The 19,472-nt window shown below is 30.7% G+C and carries 15 protein-coding genes; 4 read left to right on the top strand and 11 right to left on the bottom strand.

What is annotated here, in order from left to right; genetic code table 11:
* Positions 1-2 precede the first annotated feature (2 nt).
* Positions 3-536, bottom strand: a complete 534-nt coding sequence (locus XJ44_RS04715; protein WP_077198237.1) for a hypothetical protein — start codon at positions 534-536, stop codon at positions 3-5.
* Positions 537-881: 345 nt separating this feature from the next.
* Here XJ44_RS04715 and XJ44_RS04710 point away from each other — a divergent pair, with 345 nt between their 5' ends.
* Together XJ44_RS04710 and XJ44_RS04705 are read left to right on the top strand one after the other, a co-directional pair.
* Entirely contained in the window at positions 882-2,855 is a 1,974-nt protein-coding gene (locus XJ44_RS04710) for a methyl-accepting chemotaxis protein (protein WP_077198236.1), read from the top strand.
* An 82-nt stretch (positions 2,856-2,937) separates the two neighbouring features.
* Positions 2,938-5,397 (top strand): bifunctional diguanylate cyclase/phosphodiesterase, encoded by a 2,460-nt coding sequence (locus XJ44_RS04705; RefSeq protein ID WP_077198235.1) that lies wholly within the window; start codon positions 2,938-2,940, stop codon positions 5,395-5,397.
* A 21-nt stretch (positions 5,398-5,418) separates the two neighbouring features.
* On the opposite strand, the gene XJ44_RS04700 is transcribed toward XJ44_RS04705, so the two are convergent.
* From XJ44_RS04700 to XJ44_RS04660, 9 genes are all read right to left on the bottom strand, one after another.
* Positions 5,419-6,744, bottom strand: a complete 1,326-nt coding sequence (locus XJ44_RS04700) for a glycoside hydrolase family 36 protein (protein ID WP_077198234.1) — start codon at positions 6,742-6,744, stop codon at positions 5,419-5,421.
* Between the two features lie 45 nt (positions 6,745-6,789).
* Entirely contained in the window at positions 6,790-7,623 is an 834-nt protein-coding gene (locus XJ44_RS04695) for a carbohydrate ABC transporter permease (protein WP_075665856.1), read from the bottom strand.
* 9 nt (positions 7,624-7,632) lie between these two features.
* Positions 7,633-8,499, bottom strand: a complete 867-nt coding sequence (locus tag XJ44_RS04690) for a carbohydrate ABC transporter permease (protein ID WP_077198233.1) — start codon at positions 8,497-8,499, stop codon at positions 7,633-7,635.
* A gap of 41 nt (positions 8,500-8,540) precedes the next feature.
* Positions 8,541-9,854, bottom strand: coding sequence for an ABC transporter substrate-binding protein (locus XJ44_RS04685; protein ID WP_077198232.1), 1,314 nt, complete (start codon positions 9,852-9,854; stop codon positions 8,541-8,543).
* Between the two features lie 224 nt (positions 9,855-10,078).
* Complete coding sequence (hcp, locus tag XJ44_RS04680) at positions 10,079-11,737, bottom strand: hydroxylamine reductase (protein WP_075665853.1); 1,659 nt, start codon at positions 11,735-11,737, stop codon at positions 10,079-10,081.
* Between the two features lie 12 nt (positions 11,738-11,749).
* Positions 11,750-12,943, bottom strand: coding sequence for a DUF438 domain-containing protein (locus XJ44_RS04675; RefSeq protein WP_077198231.1), 1,194 nt, complete (start codon positions 12,941-12,943; stop codon positions 11,750-11,752).
* A gap of 60 nt (positions 12,944-13,003) precedes the next feature.
* Positions 13,004-13,672 carry a Crp/Fnr family transcriptional regulator gene (locus XJ44_RS04670; protein ID WP_077198230.1) on the bottom strand — a complete coding sequence of 223 codons (669 nt, stop codon included), beginning with the start codon at positions 13,670-13,672 and terminating at the stop codon, positions 13,004-13,006.
* Between the two features lie 42 nt (positions 13,673-13,714).
* Positions 13,715-15,421, bottom strand: a complete 1,707-nt coding sequence (locus XJ44_RS04665; RefSeq protein ID WP_233119528.1) for a phospho-sugar mutase — start codon at positions 15,419-15,421, stop codon at positions 13,715-13,717.
* 13 nt (positions 15,422-15,434) lie between these two features.
* Positions 15,435-15,809, bottom strand: a complete 375-nt coding sequence (locus tag XJ44_RS04660) for a CoA-binding protein (protein ID WP_077198228.1) — start codon at positions 15,807-15,809, stop codon at positions 15,435-15,437.
* A 101-nt stretch (positions 15,810-15,910) separates the two neighbouring features.
* On the opposite strand from XJ44_RS04660, the gene XJ44_RS04655 reads away from it, so the two are divergent.
* Both XJ44_RS04655 and XJ44_RS04650 read left to right on the top strand, forming a co-directional pair.
* Entirely contained in the window at positions 15,911-16,375 is a 465-nt protein-coding gene (locus XJ44_RS04655; RefSeq protein WP_077198227.1) for a peroxiredoxin, read from the top strand.
* Between the two features lie 4 nt (positions 16,376-16,379).
* Positions 16,380-17,201, top strand: coding sequence for a PhzF family phenazine biosynthesis protein (locus XJ44_RS04650; RefSeq protein WP_077198226.1), 822 nt, complete (start codon positions 16,380-16,382; stop codon positions 17,199-17,201).
* On the opposite strand, the gene pcp is transcribed toward XJ44_RS04650, so the two are convergent.
* On the bottom strand, positions 17,176-17,784 hold the full coding sequence (gene pcp / locus XJ44_RS04645) for a pyroglutamyl-peptidase I (RefSeq protein ID WP_077198225.1): 609 nt from the start codon (positions 17,782-17,784) through the stop codon (positions 17,176-17,178). The genes XJ44_RS04650 and pcp overlap by 26 nt on opposite strands.
* Positions 17,785-19,472: the final 1,688 nt, after the last annotated feature.

Here is a 19,472-nt window from a genome sequence, read left to right as displayed (position 1 = left end):
GATTATATCATAGCTTTTACTTTTTCTATTATCCTTTCTGGGGCAATTTTACTCACCTTTGCCATATTAAAATTCGTATATTCTTCAAAATCTTCTACAGAGTGTTTTAAACCAAACATTTCTTCGTATTTTTCAAAATCCTCATTTGTTTCTATTTCTGCAAGATACTTTATTTTTAGTGGAAAATCAAGGAAAATAAATTCATCAATCGAAACTTCTGCAGGAGAAAACATCAGAAAATACCTAATTTTTGCAATTACTGGGTATTTCTTTAAAAAATCTATACTCTTTAAATCTACATCGTACTCATCTTCCAACCTTTGAAAGTCTCCAAAAACCTTTGACTTAAACGCAACAACCCATTTTTCGCTAAAATCACTATCAACTGTATACCTCAATCTACATCTTTGTGTCTTTACAAAAACACACCTTTCCAGATACCACTGGATAACACCCACTTTATATTTTGCCTTTCGAATAAGTTTTTTAAACAAATATTCATCCAAAAGATACTTTTTTTCACGTTCTATTTTCATATTTCATATTATATCATCAAAGTTTTCATTTTCAAAAAATCAAAAAAACAAACACCATCAATAAAATATGTATATAAAAATAATATATTTTCAGCTCATAATTTTGATTATAATTTTGATTAACTCTACAAAACAGACATTTATATTATTAATATAATTAACTCAAATAATTATAACTTAAAATGCAAACTACATATATATAAGAGTACAATTTGCATAAAAATATAATTTGAAGTCGGATTATAAAAGTTAACAATAACATTATCATTAATTAACATAAATATTATATAATTACTTATGGCCTAAAATAAAATAACCATATTTTTAACATAGGAGGTGTAAAGTATGAAGAGCATAAAAACAAAAATGGTTGTATTTATATCCTTGCCCATAGCTATATTGCTTCTCATAGCAGGAATAATAATATTAAAAATTTCTACTAACGAAATCACTAAAATTTCATTTGATTTTTCACAAAGCATTCTCAAAGAAACAAATAACGCTTTTGTTGAATATTTCAACAGATTTGTAGATTTTGTAAAATACACATCAAAAATGGATAAAATCAAGTCCTTAGATGAAAATGCTATAATTTTTTTAAAAAAGCAAATAAAAGATTTTCCAGAAGTTGATGATTTTTTCGTTGCGGATATAAAAGGAAATTTTCACGCAACAAGTGGTGCCAAGGGTAATATAAAAGATAGAACATATTTTAACGAAATAATAAAAGGAAAAGATATATCAATCAGCGATGTGGTTTTTTCCAAAGCTTCTGGAAAACCTGTTTTTGTAATAGCAAGTGCTATAAAAAAAGATGGAAAAACAATAGGACTTTTGGGAGCTGCAATATACGTTGATATCCTTACTAAGAAAATAAAGACTATAAAAATTGGGAAAACAGGATATGCAACCTTAATAAATTCTTCAGGACTTACCATTGCACATCCAAATAAAGATTATATTTTGAAACTCAACATTCTCAAAGCAGAAGGATTTAAAGGTCTAAAAGAAGCTGGTGAAAAAATGATAAAAGGTGAAACAGGATTTTCAAAAATTATTGATCCAAATAATGAAGAAAAATATATCTTTTACTCACCATTTAAAGGAACTCCTGGGTGGTCACTTGCAGTTATAGTACCAAAAAAAGAAATTCTCTCAGGTGTGTTCTTCATTTCCAATACCATACTTATTTCGTTTTTCATCATAATTTTAATATCAATCATTCCAATCATTATAGTATCCAAATACATTTCAAAAAGTGTCCAAAAACTATCGGAAAAAGCCTTAGATTTTGGAGGAGGAAATTTGAAAGTAAGTTTCGAAGTAAAAGGGAACGATGAAATAGCGCAAATTGGAAATACACTAAATAAAATGGCACAAAACCTAAAAGATGTTTTATTTAAAATCAAAAATACTGCAGATACACTTGCTAACTCTTCAAAAACATTTTTCAACAAATCTATTGATTTAGAGAAGATAGGAAATAATGTATTTGAAAGTATATCACACCTTAATTCTTCTGCACAAAACATTTCCGCCACCATGGAAGAAATTACAAGCAGTATAGAAGAAATAGCATCAGCTGCACAAAATGTATCAAATGCCGCACAAAATCTTTCAGAAAGCGCACAAAAGGTTAACAACAATGCAAAAGAAGGGGAAATTTCCATTAATACAATTGTAGATGTTATCGAAAAAACAAAAGAAAAGGCAACTTCTACCAATGAAATAGTCGAAACTCTATCACAAAACGCACAAAATATAGGGGAAATAGTTAAAACAATAAATTCTATTGCAGAACAAACGAATCTACTTGCACTAAATGCTGCGATCGAGGCTGCACGTGCAGGTGAAGCAGGTAAAGGTTTTGCAGTAGTTGCAGATGAGATAAGAAAACTTGCAGAAGAAAGTAAAAATGCAACACAAAAAATCAACGAAATACTTGTATCCATTAAAAATGCTTCAGAAGACGCTTCAAATGCTACAAAAGAAACTGTCAATGAAATATTAAACACCAAAGAAAAGGCATTATATGCAAAAGATGCAATAATAGATATACTAGGTCAAATTGAAAACATATCACAAATGATAGAATCTCTTGCATCAAGTGCACAAGAGCAAAGTGCATCGACACAGGAAATTAGCAGTGCAATTGAGGCAGCAACACAGGAAATAACCGATGTTTCAAATACATTGGATAACACAAGTAAAATAACAAAAGAGCAATTTGAATTAATTAAAATCATAAAAAATGAAAGTGAGACTCTGTCATCACTTTCCATAAATTTGGACAACGAAGTTAATAAATTTAAATTTTAAGTTACAAAGCCCCTTAAGGGGCTTTTATTTTCCTTAATTAGATGTATAATTTTAATACAACGAAACTTTGTGGAGGGATTAAATGATCTTAGCTGTGTTAACAATAAACATTGTTTTTGTTATATATCTACTTGAAAGGAGACTATACAGACTATCCAAAGTTTTTATTCACGTAGTTTCTATATTATTCATTCTAACATTTTTAGAAGCTTTGAAATTCAAAACAAATAACCTTTACATACAATATTTAGAAAATATCATAGGTCTCACGCTAATTCCCGCTTTTTATGTCTTTTCAAAAGATATAAACGGAGAAAAAACAAATATAAAAGAAAGAATCCTTATCTCTATTCCAATCTTCTTGCTAAACATTCCAAATTTATTTTTATTCGGTAAATCAGATATTTTACTTGAAAATAGAATATTTTCTATGTTATTAGTAATCTACGGCGCAATTATTCTTTTTCTCTCTTTTTCAAATATTTTAAAAGCAAATATAAAGAAAAGTATAAAACATAGTATTATTCTCATATCTTCAACACTGTTATTTTATATCTCCCTTGAAATATTGTTTTTTTCTAAAAATACGCTAAGAATCTTGTTTTCTGTCTCTTTATCTTTTTTCATTACTATGTTTATATTGATAAGAAGATCTTGGCTTAATATCTTAGATGAATTAAAAGACGAACTCTTAATGTCCTTTTCCGATGGAATAATAGTACTAGACAACCAAGGATACGTCTTAGACTTAAATAAAACAGCAAGCAAGATTTTAAATCTTAATTTCAACAATATAATAAATAAAAAACTAGAAGAAAGTTTTAACAACGATGAAGTAATATTCAAAAACAACACATACTATATCGTTAAAAAACTATCTTTTAAAAATGGAATTGTATACCTATTTAGAAATATTACCAAAGAAATGGAATACTCAAAGAAACACACTATAGCGGACAAACTTTTTTCTACGCTCTTTAAAAACATACCTGATGCTGTTGCAATAATCACTCCAAAAGGAAAGATAATAGAATGCAACAGACAATTTACCAACCTTTTCAAACTTAAAAGACTTGAAAATATAGAAAGTATCGTACCATCATATTTAAAATCAGAATCAAAACTCATTATACTTGAAGTCTTAAAAAATGGATATGCAACATATGAAACTATAAGAAAGGCAAAAGATGGAAAAAGCGTTTTCGTAAAAATTCGTGCGGTAAAATTTGAAATTGACGATAAAGTATTTCTTTATACGATATATACTGATATTTCCAAAGAAAAGATGCTTTCATCAAAACTTTCAAATCTACTGGAAAAAGACCCTTTAACGGACACATTTAACAAAACATACATTGTAAAACAAATGGGAAATTTATCCTCTCTTCTCTATCATTCGCTAATATTAATAGATATAAAGGGCTTTAAATGGATAAATTCCATAAAAGGACATAAGTTTGGTGATCAACTTCTAAGAGAAGTTTCAAACACGTTAAAAGAATTCACAAAAAAAGAAGGTCTTGATGTGATAATCTCAAGAGCACAAAATGACGAATTTTGGTTTTTAATAAAGGATTTGGATATAGATCCCATAAATGCGCTTGAGAAAACCAAAGAAATTATCGCAAAGCTAAAAAAAGACCTTTCAACACTAGAACAAAATTTCTTTATAGGATCTTACGTATTTAAAAATTCCGAAGATCTAGAAGAAATAATCAGAAAAGCAACCCTTTCACTTTCAAAAGCAAAAGAAAGTAATAAAGAAGTCATATATTCTAAAGAAATTGAAGACCAAATCCAAAAAGAAATAAAAAAGGAAAATCTCATAAAAATAGCAATTAGAAACCAAGAATTTATTCCTTTCCTGCAACCTATATCCACCGAAGATAGAAAGATAATTGGTGCCGAAGTATTAATAAGATGGAAAAAAGATGGAAAAATCATTCCACCTAGTGAATTTCTTAATTTTCTGGAAAAATCCAGAAAGATAACAGATGTTTCTCTACAGATTTTTGAAAAAGTTATGGATTTTTTGAAAAAAAATCCAAAACTCAAGTTTATAGATATAAATATAAGTCCCGTTCAAATTAAAGAACCAGACTTTCCAATTAATTACTTAAAGATAATGGAAAAATACAATATTCCATCCCAAAAAATCGTCTTTGAAATAACAGAAAACTTATTCTTAAGCTACGATAACACAGTAAAAGAAAATATTTCTAGATTAAAAGCAGAAGGTATAAAACTGTGTCTTGATGATTTTGGAACAGGGTATTCCTCTCTAAGTTACCTTAGAAATTTACCTTTCGACATACTAAAAATTGACAGAGAATTTGTTAAAAACATTGATGATGAAAAAAACATCAACCTTCTAAAAGCAATCTACAGTATTTGCGAAACTTTTAATCTAATAGCAATTCCTGAAGGTGTGGAAAACGCTCGACAACTTGAAATTCTTTCTATGATAGGGTTTAAACTTTTTCAAGGATATTATTTTGGCAAACCACAATCTTTAAGCGAGTTTTCAAAATTGATAAATTAACTTTACTATAAACAGTTATCGTTACTCTATATAAAATTCCGATTTTTCCGTTTCTATACATAATCTAAAGCGTACATCCCCTATATTTGTACCAATTGCTTTTATTTCATATCCTTTTGCTCCTATATTCTTTACAAAAACCTTGCCTCCACGTAATTTCAACGCTGCTTTAAAAAGGTAATTCTCCAAATTTCCTTTTAGACTATCTGACAAAAATAACATATTATTTAAAATTCCTACAGTCATGAAAAACAACTTTTTTTGGGTGGTACTTATATTATTTCCAAGGGAAAAATCTGGCGCATTCCACCACCATCTACCGTTCATAAAATATCTTGTTATAACATCCCTTAGTGCACCATATAGACCTTTTTCTGACATATTCGTTATCTTCATTCCATCCACATAGCCTATAGAAGGTAAAAGAGGAGCCCTTACTCCAACTATAAATTCACCAAGTAAGTCTCTAATTAATTTTAACCCTTTTCTGTATGATTGTATTGGTGTTACACTTTCCTTTCTCTTTCCTTTGACAATACCAGCAAAAAGAAAATCTAACTTAAAGTATTCAAATCCCGCATTTTTAATTCTTAAAAAAATATTCCTTATATGCTCTTCCACTTCATTATTTGTTAAATCGAGCGCGTATAATCCTTTTCCATTTATATTGTATATCTTCTTTGGATTCCCTTTTTCATCTTTTACAAACCAATTCTTTTTTTCTTTAAAAATATCTGATCCTTCCAAAACTACAAAAGGGGCTATCCAGATCCCAGGTTTCATCCCATAACTTTTGATTTCTTCTGCTATTTCTTCAAACGATGAAAACTTAGGTTCCCAATCTCCTATATTTTTATACCAAAAATCTATTTGAAAAACTTCAAATGGATATTTTTTTGCATAGTCTAAGCTCTCTTTGAAATTAGTAAGACAATTCCATTTACATGACCACCCCACTGGATTCCAATTGGAAAATGAAGTTTCTAAATTTTTTTTAACCATATCAGAATATACGTTCACCAACATATCCACGTTTCCATGCAAAATAACCAATGGTTCTATTTCTACATAATCGTCAAATTCCGTGTCGTAATAATCTATATAGCATTCCACTATATCATCTTTTACCACGAAAAATGGATGCCCAATTTTCGAAGATAAATAACCAAAAAAACTTTTTTCCGTTGCAAAAAAATAATCAATTTTTTTGTTATCATCCCATCCCTTTAAAACAATATCCCCTTGAAGTCTAGCTTCATATATCTTAACTTTTCCCAATTTTCCTTTAACTTTTCCCGTAATTATTTCTCCGTTTTTTATTTCTTCTTTTTCTATCAACAACTCCATATAAACAGCTCCCATGTTGTTATTCAACTATATTATATACAAAATTCATCCCTTTAGTCCACTACTTACCAAACTCTTAACAAATAAGTTTTGTATTAAAAAGAAAATCAACAATGTAGGAGCAAGTGCTATCATAGTACCTGCCATAATAGTTCCCCAATTGTTTGCCGCTTCCGCATCAATAAGCATTTTAACACCTATTTGTACTGTTTTCATTTTATCATCCATTGTTATAACAAGTGGCCAAAGATACATATTCCAGGCATATACAAAGTTTATAAGTGCTGCACCTCCAATCATAGACTTTGACAGCGGTAATAATACCTTCAAAAGATATTGCATGGGAGTTGCTCCATCTATTCTTGCAGCATCACTTAATTCCAAAGGTATAGTTCTAAAATGTTGCCTCATAAGGAATGTATTTGTTGCACTTGCGGTAAACGGAATTATCAGCGCATAGTATGTATTTACCCAACCAAGAGATTTCATTAGCAAAAACATTGGAACTATCATTACAGTTTCAGCTGGTAAAAATAACGTTACAAATAACGTAGAAAAGGCTATTTTTTTACCTTTGAAATTAAAATTGGAAAATGCATACCCCGCTAAAACACCCGTTATCAACTTTCCGACAGTTATAAATACCGAAACAATTAAAGAATTAACCAACATTCTTCCCAAAGGAACCAATTTTAATGCCTCTTTATAATTTTGCCAATAAAAACTACTTGGAATAACCTTCGGTGGAAACCTAAAAACTTCTGAAGGTTTCATAAAACTCATGAAAAAGGCAAGCAAAATAGGTGCAAACATTACCAATCCCACAAATATTAAAAGGATTTCAAAGATAATAAAGGTCCATCTATTCTTTATCTTCATATTTTCACCTCACTGATAGTGAACTTTTCCTTCGACAAATTTAAAGTAAAGATAAGTAATTATCGACATTATACCAAACATGACCACCGATTGAGCTGATGCAAGCCCGTTATCCTGAAACGCAAAACCATCTAAATAAAGTCTGTATATCATGTTAGTTGTACTATTTAAAGGTCCTCCGCGAGTCATAATATCGATAATTCCAAATGATGAAAACATCGTAGTTGTAAAATTCATAATAAACAAATAAAACGTTATAGGTGTAACTAGTGGGAATTTTATCCTCCACATTCTAATCCACCCATTTGCTCCATCCATTAAAGAAGATTCCAAAATGGAATCTGGTATATTTTGAAGAGCTGCTATGTAGAAAATTAAATCAAACGGCAACATCTTCCAAACCGTTGCAGCTATAATTGCAATCATTGAATATGGCTTGGTTGTTAACCACTTAACATCTAAGTTGAATGTAATCTGAAATAAATAACTAAACAACCCTGCAGTTGGTGTAAACAACATAGCCCACAAAGTTGCAGAAATAGCAGGCGAAACTGCATATGGTGAAAAAATCAAAGTTCTAACAACTTTTGTACCTGGTAAATCCAATATTAGTAGCTGTGAAATCAAAAAAGATAAAAATATAGTAAGTCCTACACTTACAAATGAATAAATAAAAGTATTTTTCAAAACGTTATAATACTCATTGTCACTAAACAAATCTATGTAGTTGTCAAACCCCACAAATACTTTTTTATCTCCAAAATAAGTTTCTTGAAAAAAACTCATTTTAAATGAGTTAAAAGCAGGCGTATATATAAATAGTATTATAATAACAAAAGTGGGAATTAAAAGAAAATAAGGCGTTAATTTTCTCAATATTACACCTCCCAAGAAAGTGCCCCAAACGGGGCACAATTTTACTTGTACAACCTGTTATATTTTTTCAGTGCCTTTGTTACTTCTCCAGCAGCCCAATTAAGTGCTTGTTCTACAGTCATTTGACCATTTATCACTTTTTCATATGCTGTTTCAATAATTTCCCTTGTTTCCGGGAATACACCTATTATTGCACCATTTGTATTTGGTGTTTGTTTTGACAACAACAATTGGAAAATAGCGGTCAAATAATTCGGTTTTTCTGCATAGAATCCTTCCATTAACAGTTGTTCTACGGCATCTTTTCTTACTGGGAAATAACCTGTTTCATTGTGCCATCTTATCTGTTGTTTTGGTTCTGTCATCCATTTTACAAATTCCCATGCTGCATCTATCTCTTTCTTTGGATGATTCTTCAAGATCCAGAGAGAGCCTCCACCAATTACAACTCCACCTTGTATAGAAAGAGATGGCTTTGGAAGGAATGCTGTTCCTACTTCCCAACCATTTTTCTTTGCAGTTTCCGTTATAAACTTTACATCAGACGTAGAATACAGTAACATTGCAGCTTTTCCAGATAAAAAGATTTGCCTTGCTCCACTCCAATCTTCTCTCTTTGTATTTATTAACAATCCTTCTTTTGTCATTTGTGCAAGAAGTTCAAAAATTCTCTTTCCAGCTTCGCTGTTAAAAACTGCTTCATCTGGTCTTTTACTCCCCCTACCATTGTCGTTATTAACAAGTGGTGCATCTTGAACAGCCATTAATTGTTCAAAGAACCAAGAGTGTGTAGGCCAAGTAAGTCCATACCTTATTATATTTCCCTTTTCATCTTTCTTTACTAATTTTCTACTGTATTCTATTAATTCATCAAATGTCCTTGGTGGTCTTTTTGGGTCAAGACCTGCTTCTTTAAATGCAGTTTTATTGTAAAATAAAATGGCATTTGAAGAGTTAAATGGCATAGAATATAACTTTCCATCCACTGTATAGTAATTTAAAACTTGTGGCAAAAATGCTCCCAAATCAATTGTAGGATCCTCTTCAATTAAATTTCCTATTGGAACGGCAATATTTCCATCTATCATAGCCCTTGTACCTATATCGTAAATCTGAACAACATGTGGAGGATTTCCAGCCTTTACAGCCGCTATCGTTTTGTTAAATGTATCTCTATATGATCCCGTATACTGAACCCTAATTTCTATGTTTGGATGAGTCGCCATAAATTCCTTTGCCATGTTTTCTAATAGTTCTATTCTCCATCCACTCATAGCATGCCAAAATTCTATAGTAACCTTTGAAAAACTTAAAACACTTAAAATAACAAGAGCAAAAATTAACACTTTTTTCATAGCTCTCCACCTCCTGTTTTTTGGTTTAATTTATTATAAAAAAAAATAATTAAGATAAAAAAGGGCGAAATATAAAAAAAATGCAAAATATTCAAATATATATACATCAAATACATGTATATAGCCATTTTTTACACTTTTTATTTTATATTTACATTTTTAAGTAAATATGAAGAATTTTTAAGAAAGGAAAAAATCCCCATCCGATTGGATGGGGATTTTATTTATGCGAGTAATGTTTTTAAATCTTCTTCAACTGTTGTGATAGGGGCAATATTGAATTTCTCAACTAACACTTTTAACACATTTTCAGAAACAAATGCCGGTAAAACTGGCCCCAATCTTATTCCTTTTATTCCCAAGTACAATAGCGCCAATAACACTGCAACTGCTTTTTGTTCGTACCACGCTATATTATACGCAATTGGTAATTCGTTTATATCGTTTAACCCTAGGGCTTCTTTTAATTTTAAAGCAATCACGGCAAGCGAATAAGAATCGTTACATTGACCTGCATCCAAAATTCTTGGAATACCGTCTATATCACCCAAATCAAGGTGGTTATACCTATACTTTGCACAACCTGCAGTTAAAATAACCGTATCTTTTGGAAGTTTTTTTGCAAACTCCGTGTAATATTCCCTTCCAGGATGTCTTCCGTCACAACCACCCATAACTACAAACTTTTTAATTGCTCCTGATTTTACCGCGTCAATTACTTTATCTGCAAGTTTTAAGACCTGGTTATGTGCAAAACCAATCACAAGCTTTTTACCTTTTCTCTCAGGAATTGGTCCTAACTCGAGAGCCTTCTTAATCACAGGTGAAAAATCCTTTGGTTTTCCATCTGTTCTATTTGGAATATGTGTTAGCTTATCAAATCCTACAAGTCCAGTTGTAAAGACCCTGTCTTTGTAAGAACCTTTTGGTGGGACTAAACAATTTGTAGTCATCAATATTGCTCCACCAAATTCTTCAAATTCCTGTGTTTGTTTCCACCATGCACTTCCAAAGTTTCCCGCAAGGTGTTTGTATTTTTTTAACTTTGGATAGGCATGTGCCGGAAGCATTTCTCCGTGCGTATAAACCATTATTCCCGTTCCTTCTGTCTGTTTTAACAATTCTTCAAGATCCAACAAGTCGTGACCACTAACCAATATCGCAGGTGTATTGTAAGTCCCCGTATACACTTCTGTAATCTCTGGATTTCCAAATTCTGTGGTATTTGCCTTATCAAGTAATGCCATTGCATCTACCGCAAATTTTCCAGCTTCTAGTACCAAGGATACTAATTCATCTGCTGTTATATCATCTCTCAATGTTTCAACAAGTCCTCTTTGAATAAAGTATAAAATATCATCATTTGTGTGCTTCAAAATATACGCATGATCTGTATATGCAGCTATACCCTTTAACCCGTAAATCAACAGTTGTTTTAGAGATCTAATATCCTCATCTTTATCCGAAAGCACTCCTACTTCCATTCCCTTTAATTCGTATAGATCAGCCCCGCCTTTTTTATACCATTCTGCAGCTTCTGGAACCTTTTCGTCAAATGGTTTTCCCTCTTTTTGTGCATATACGTCTAAAAATTTATGCTTTATTCTATCCCTTAATTCAAATGCCCTCTCAATAAATTCAACCATTCTTTCAACCGAAAAATTCACATTTGTAATAGTTGCAAACAACATTTCCGCAACAAACAAATTAACTTCTTCATCCTTTACACCGTACTCTTTTGCTTTTAAAGACCAATAAGATATTCCCTTTACAAGCCAAATAATTAAATCTTGAAGATGTGCTACTTCTGGCGTTTTACCACACACCCCAACGGTTGTACAACCTACACCTTTTGATGCCTCTGAACATTGATAACAAAACATTCCAACACCTCCTCATTTATCATCGTAAATTCTCTTTTCTCCCGAAATCTCCTGAATAGGCTTTATATCCTGTGTAACCTCAAGGGTTCCTAAATATTCTCCTTTTTCATTGCGCACAGCAAAATATCTAATGTATACATACCTTTCTCCAAGCTTTAGCCAAAAATCTGCATGATCTCTTTTTCCAGACTTAAAATCTTCCAATATTTTATTAACAATATCTATACTCTTTTCCGGATGACAGTTTTGTACTTTTCTTCCAATAATTGCCCTACTTCTTACAAATACCCTATCTTTCGTCTCGCTAAAATATTTAACTTCATCATTTTTATCAACAAATGTTATATCTACCGGTAATGTATTTAAAACATATTTTAATTCCTCTAATGTAAACTCTCCACTTGGAAGTTTTATATTTTCATCGTAAACTCTTTCCTCAATCTTTACCCTTTTTTCCACACTCACAGGTGTTATCCCTATATATCCTATTTCATCAAATTGTTCCCTTATATCTAACCACTCCTCATCACTTATCAACTTCAATGCAGTTGGAAACAAAACAGAATGTTCTTTGTGCACATGGTTTAAAAATAATTCAAGTAATCCCATTGAAATTTCATACAATTTATTCTTTGCTAACTCCAAATCCCTTTTTTCTTTAATACCTATAAGTTCTTTTCTTAAAAGTCTTACTTGATCATGCTCTTTCCACATCACCGCAGGGGGTTTTGTAATACCATGTTTTTCTATATACGGGAATAAAACGTTTTCTTCCTTTTGAAAATATTTTTCCGCTTCGTTTAAATCATCTATATACCTTTGAAGATTTAAAAGTATTGGCAAAGCAGATGGAACATCACTCTTTTTAAGTAATTTATCAGATAATTCCTTTAGCCCTTCTAGACTTTTGATTATATATTCATGTTCTTTCATTAATATATAAATGGGATGCCACTCTTCCACATCTATCTTTTCAGAATCAATGTACTCTTTAAAAAGTTCCAGGTGTACATCGCAGACTGATTGAATCTTCTCAATTGACAATCTTTCTTCTTCCATTAATTCTTGTTCAACTTTTGCAATCTCTTCTGCGGATAATTCCTTTATAGTTTCTTTTAGTTCTCTTTTTAATTTTTCATCATCTCTTTGAGATACTCTCAAAATTAAATTTTTTAAATACTCCTTTTTATTGAATAACTCACTCATATTTTCAACTCCTCTCAACTTGATTATACAAATCCTATACCATTTTGTCTGTAACATATGTTACACGTAAAAATCTATTACATCTTTATCCAATATGTATATTTTATTTCCCTCTTTTCTAATTATTCCTTCACTTTCAAGCAACGAAAATGCCCTAGAAAGTGCAGGTCTTGTTGAACCAAAAAGCTGTGAAAGCTGTTCTATTGACTTATCCAAAACCACAACCTCACCACCACTGTACTTTGATGCAAGATATATCAATATTTTTTCCTTTAGACTATTTAAAGTTATAAACCAAAGTTTTTGAGATATAAAATAAAACTTTGATCCCAAAAATTCCACCAAAGCTTTTAAAAAATCTATATTTTCACTTGCAAGCTCAAATATTTTTTCCTTTTTCAAATACGCAACTTCACACCTTTCCTCGGAAACTATATCCACAGGTAATATTGCTTCTCTGGAAAAAGAAATATTAACAGCCAAAAAATTGGGGGCTTTTATTTCTTCAACCACGAGATTTTTCCCGTTAAAATCGTTCATCTCACCACGTACCTTACCACTCATTAAAACCATTACTTCATTTATTTTTTCTCCTCTTCCCTTTATTAATTCACCTCTTTCATATCTTCTAAAAATGATCTCCCTATTTTTTACTAATCTTTCTATCTGTGATATTTTTAATTTTTTAAACACTTCTATCTTTGAAAACGTTTCAATTAGCGGATGCATACCTATCACCTCGAAAATAAAAGCCTGGGAATACCCCAGGCTTCATATTTTTTCAATTATTTTCCTAAATTCAGATTCAATCAATTCTAACTTTTTTTCAGATTCATCACGTGTCCTTGCAAATGAGTAAATATACACTTTAAGTTTGGGCTCCGTACCAGAAGGCCTAATTGCATACCAACTACCATCATCAAAGAAAAATCTCAACACATTTGAAGATGGTATTCTCTCTACCTTTCCAATTACATTTCCATCTATATCGTAAATATTCCCATCTAAATAATCTATATAACTTTTGACTTTTAAATTTCCAATTTCTTTTGGAAAACTCTTTCTGTAAAATTCCATAATTTTTGAAATTTTTTCCATACCTTCTATACCTTCGTATATAAGCGAAAAATTATTCTCCAGGTAATAACCGTACTTTTCGTATAACTCGTTTAAGACATCTACCAATGTTCTTCCAAATTTTTTGTAATATCCCGCTGCTTCTGAAAGCATCATTGCAGATATTACACCATCTTTATCCCTTACAAAATTTCCCGTGACAAAACCTATACTTTCTTCATACCCAAATTCAAATTGATACCCCTCTTTTTCCAATTCATTTTCAAGTCCACATATATTTTTAAATCCTGTAAGTGTTTCAAATGTTTCTACGTTGTACTCTTTTGCAATTAACTTTCCCAAATTACCGGTAACAATGGATTTTATTATAACGCTTTTATCCGAAAGAAGTTGCTTTTCTTTTCTTTGAGATAAAAGATATTGAATCAAAATAGCACCCGTTTGGTTTCCATTTAATGCCACGTATTGATCATTGTACTTTACCATAACGGCAAGTCTATCACAATCTGGATCAGTTGCAATTATTAAATCTGCATCCTTTTCCCTTGCAAGCTTAAGTGCCAACTCAAACGCCTTTATATCTTCTGGATTTGGATACCCAACTGTCGTAAAATCTGGATCAGGCAATTCTTGTTCTTTCACCACAAAAACATTTTTGAAACCTCTTTCTTTTAATACATGACGCACCGGTATATTACCTGTACCGTTTAGTGGTGTGTAAACTATTTTTATATCTTTATCTATATCTTCGTTTAGAGCAAGTGATAACACTTTTTTGTAGTATTCTTCATCCACTTCTTTTCCGATTATATGGATCAATTTGTTTAATCCTTCTTCAAAAGGTATTCTCTTTATCATTCCAAAATTTTTTAATGCCTTTATATTGTTTTGAACTGGTATTGCAACATCATCTAAAATTTGTGAACCTTTATCCCAATACACTTTGTAACCATTATATTCTGGAGGATTGTGACTTGCGGTGATAACTATACCCGCAGTTGCATTTAAATATCTAACTGCAAAAGAAAGTTCTGGTGTAGGTCTTATATCATCAAAAATGTACACTTTAATTCCGTTTCCAGCAAGTACACTTGCTGCTTCCCTTGCAAATTCTTTCGAATAATGTCTTACATCGTAGGCAATGACAACTCCCCTTTTTGCCCTATCTTCGCCTTTAGAGTTTATAAAGTCTGCAAGACCTTGTGTGGCTCTTGCAATAACGTATTTATTCATTCTATTAGTTCCTGATCCTATTTTTCCCCTTAAACCTGCTGTTCCAAATTCTAAATCCTTGAAAAACCTCTCTTTTATCTCCTCCTCGTTGTCTTTTATCTCATAAAGTTCTTTTTTTGTTTCCTCATCAATATACGGACTTTCAAGCCACCTTTTGTATTCTTCCATGTAATGCACAATCTCACCTCCTAGTCTCAACCATTATACATCTTCCACGTACTACCTCTACACCACTTTGCTTTAAAATTTCTTCAATTTCACTAGAATACGCTCCCGGTTGGTACCAAAGATTTTTAAACCCACGTTCTAAAACCTCTTTAGTGACAACAGCTCCTACCTTAGGGGGCACAACAAAAACTATTAAATCCACATCTTCTTCCAATTCTTTAATTGTTTTTGCAACTTTTATTCCTTCTATTTCTTCATATTTTGGTGTTACAGGTATAACTTCAAATCCTTTATTTATTAGATCTTTCAAAATAATATAACCAAATTTTTCTTTATTTGTAGTCGCACCAACTAGAGCTATTTTTTTCACCTTGTTTAAATCTACCATATCTACCCCTCCTGGATATATTATACCACTTTTGCTTTTTAATTAAATTTGTAGTATAATGATTATGTACTAAGTCTAAACTAATTCAAGGGGTGATTTTTATGTTAAAAAAAGGTGATACATACGTTGACTTTGAACTTGTAGATACAAATTTAAACAAGGTAAAGCTTTCAAATGAAATAGGAGAAAAAATAGTGCTTGTATTTTATCCAGGTGCTTTCACAAGTGTGTGTGAAAAAGAGCTTTGCTCATTTAGAGACATAATAGCAAAGTTTAATAATTTAAATGCAAAAGTATTTGGAATAAGTGTAGATACCCCATTTTCAAACAAGGCATTTGCGGAAAAAAATAGGTTAAACTTCACACTTCTTTCAGATTTTGGTGGAAAAGTATCTGAAAAATATGGAGGCGTACACAAAAACTTTATAGATATCGAAAATTACACAGTTTCTAAAAGAGCTGTATATATCATCGACGAAAGTGGTAAAATTATTTACGATTGGGTTTCTGATGATCCCGGAAAAGAACCTCCATACGAGGAAATCGAAAAGATATTGACGAGGTGATACTTTGAATTTTTTCATAGTTGATGCATTTACAAATGAACCTTTTAAGGGTAATCCCGCAGGTGTGGTTCTACTAGATAAAGAAATTCCAAAAAAACTCAAACAAAATATAGCAAAAGAAATAGGTTTTTCTGAAACTTCGTTTGTTTTGAAAAAAAGAAAAGAATTTTTTATTGAATATTTTACACCTGTAAGTGAAATTGATCTCTGTGGACATGCCACAATTGCAACTTTTTACGTTTTACATCACTTAAAACTTTTAGAATCAAAGAAAGTTTTACTGCATACAAAGGCAGGAAAATTAAATATCTACATTTCTGAGGAAAAAATATTCATGGAACAAGCTCAGCCAAAATTAGGAGAAACTATTGAAAAAGAAAAGATTTCCAAAGTTTTAAACATATCTGTTGATGATTTTGATACGCTTCCAGTACAAAAAGCATTTACAGGTCTTTGGGATCTTATAGTACCTGTAAAATCAAAGAAAATTTTGTTAAATATTAACCCAGATTTGGAATATATGAAACGATTTAATGATGTTGCAAGCTTTCACGTCTTTACATTAGATGAAAGTAATGGACTTTGCAATACGAGGAATTTTGCTCCACTTTATGGAATAAATGAAGAGGCCGCCACAGGCACTGCAAATGGCGCCCTTTTTTATTACCTTTATAAACACAATATAGTTAAGAAAGATAAGGTGTATAAAATAATCCAAGGTGAATCTTTAAACAGAAAATCAGAAATATTTGTAACTTTCGATGGAAAAATTAAAGTTGGTGGAACAGCCAAGATAATCTTTAAAGGACAACTTTTAGACTTTTAATAGCACAGTACAAGGCCTTTGCAATATCATCAATGGACATACTTGGCACGTTTTTCTTTTCTATTACTTGTTCGTGTGCATATGGTACATGTATAAATCCACCTTTTATATGTGGATATTTTTTATTTATAAGGTACAATAATCCATATAAAATGTGGTTGCATACATAAGTTCCAGCGGAATTACTTATATCTGCGGGAATATTACATTTTTTTATACTCTCTATCATGTGCTTAATAGGTAAATTTGAAAAATAGGCGTTTTCTCCATCTTCAAAAATTTTTTCATCTTCTGGTTTATTTCCCATATTGTCTGGAATATTTGCATCATCAATGTTGATCGCAACACGTTCTATTGTAATTTTGCTTCTTCCACCCGCCTGCCCAACACAAATTACAATATCTGGCTTTTCTCTAATAATTAATCGCTCAATTTCTTCTATACTCTTTCTAAAAACCGTTGGAACTTGTGCCTTTACAACCTTTATACCTTCTATTTCTCCGGGTAATTTCTTTAACGCCTCATATGAAGGATTTATCTTTTCTTTGTTGAATGGTTCAAATCCTGTGATTAGTACTTTCACAACCTTTCCCTCCTAACTCTCACATACAAATTATTATTAATTGGAATTTCTCGATTTTCACCAACAATTGCAAGTGTATTAGATATACCATTTTTTACATTGTAGTTTTAGCATTTTCATCTACTACTACAAGAAAAGAATTAAATCCCACAAATTCCAATACTTCTATATCATGTATTTTCACAGATTATCCAACTACATACATATCAATACTTTTTTACAAAGTTACTTAACAAAAACAACAGCAAGCTTTTCCATGTAAGGTACAGTCAAAGAATATATTACCATTTCACCTTTTTAAACATATTATAACATCAAATTAGTTAGTAAAACAAATTATTTTCGCTTTTTGATCCTCCAAAATTTAATCAGTCCATTTCAAAAATCTCAAATTTATGATAAAACAAAATAAATAGATAAAACGCGAAAAAATCCATCTCAAAACAAAAATAAACTCTATCTAACTTGGATCTTTTTTTATCATTTTTTCCTCTTTATCACTTCCTTCATTCCTTTTGATCATGTGTATTTATCTAACCATATAACATCGTATTTGTATGTTATAAATTTCCTACCTTTCATTTTTGTCTTTCAACAATAATTTTTTCATTATTTTTAATTATATTAAGTTTAATTTTCTATGATTAATCATGTATTTTATTTACGTGAAGAATATATAGTTAAATTATTATAATATTATAATTATATTATTTTATATTAAACACTGTATTTTCTTTTATTAAATAGAAAATATCATTCGTTATGAATAAAACATAAAATTATGTAATATAAAATAAAATAATATTTAATATAATTTGTTAATTATAAACAAATAAAAATAAATTAACTAATAGGTTTTCCATTTACACAAACTCATCAAAAATACCTTGTTTAATAAAATATCAATTGTAACTAATTGTAACGTTTGGGTTAAGACGAAAAATATAAGGAATATTCGATGACCTTTTCCGTTAACAAAAAAGCTTGTATATGGCTTAAAATAACGTGTTTACTTTCGAGTAACTTCCAGTTAATCAAAACGAAAATAATGTGGTTTATAATAATTTATGAGATTTTTAATTGGGTTTAGAACATACCTATGAGGAATGGAAACTGGAAACAGAAGAATATATAGTAATTCTTCTATTTCGTTTAGAACATACCTATGAGGAATGGAAACTTTTATTGTTCGATATATTTCATCGTCTATTGTATTTTGTTTAGAACATACCTATGAGGAATGGAAACCCAGCTAACATTTCTATAATTTCATTATCTGTTTTTTTGTGGTTTAGAACATACCTATGAGGAATGGAAACTTAAAATTTCTTCGCTCCCATCTGGGAGCGAGATTTTTTTTGTTTAGAACATACCTATGAGGAATGGAAACGCAATATTTATAGCTTTGACATTTTCTTCTGCAAGCCATTTTTCGTTTAGAACATACCTATGAGGAATGGAAACTTCATTGTGTGTGTGTGTACAAAAATCAAAGAAAATTATTAAAAAATCAAGTACAGAATAGAACAGATAATAGGAATAGTGAAAAACATATTCGGAGATAGAACTTTTTTATTTAAAACACCAAAACTGCGTGTATATGTAAGAATTATATTGTACAACTTGATAGAGTTATTCCAAATAATTTTTTATTTAATTTTGTGCAAGATACTTTGTTATTCGAATAT

The organism is Thermosipho affectus (assembly GCF_001990485.1).
Taxonomy (GTDB): domain Bacteria; phylum Thermotogota; class Thermotogae; order Thermotogales; family Fervidobacteriaceae; genus Thermosipho; species Thermosipho affectus.
The sequence above is the reverse complement of the archived record's forward strand: the minus strand, read 5'-3'. Positions and strand labels throughout refer to the sequence as shown.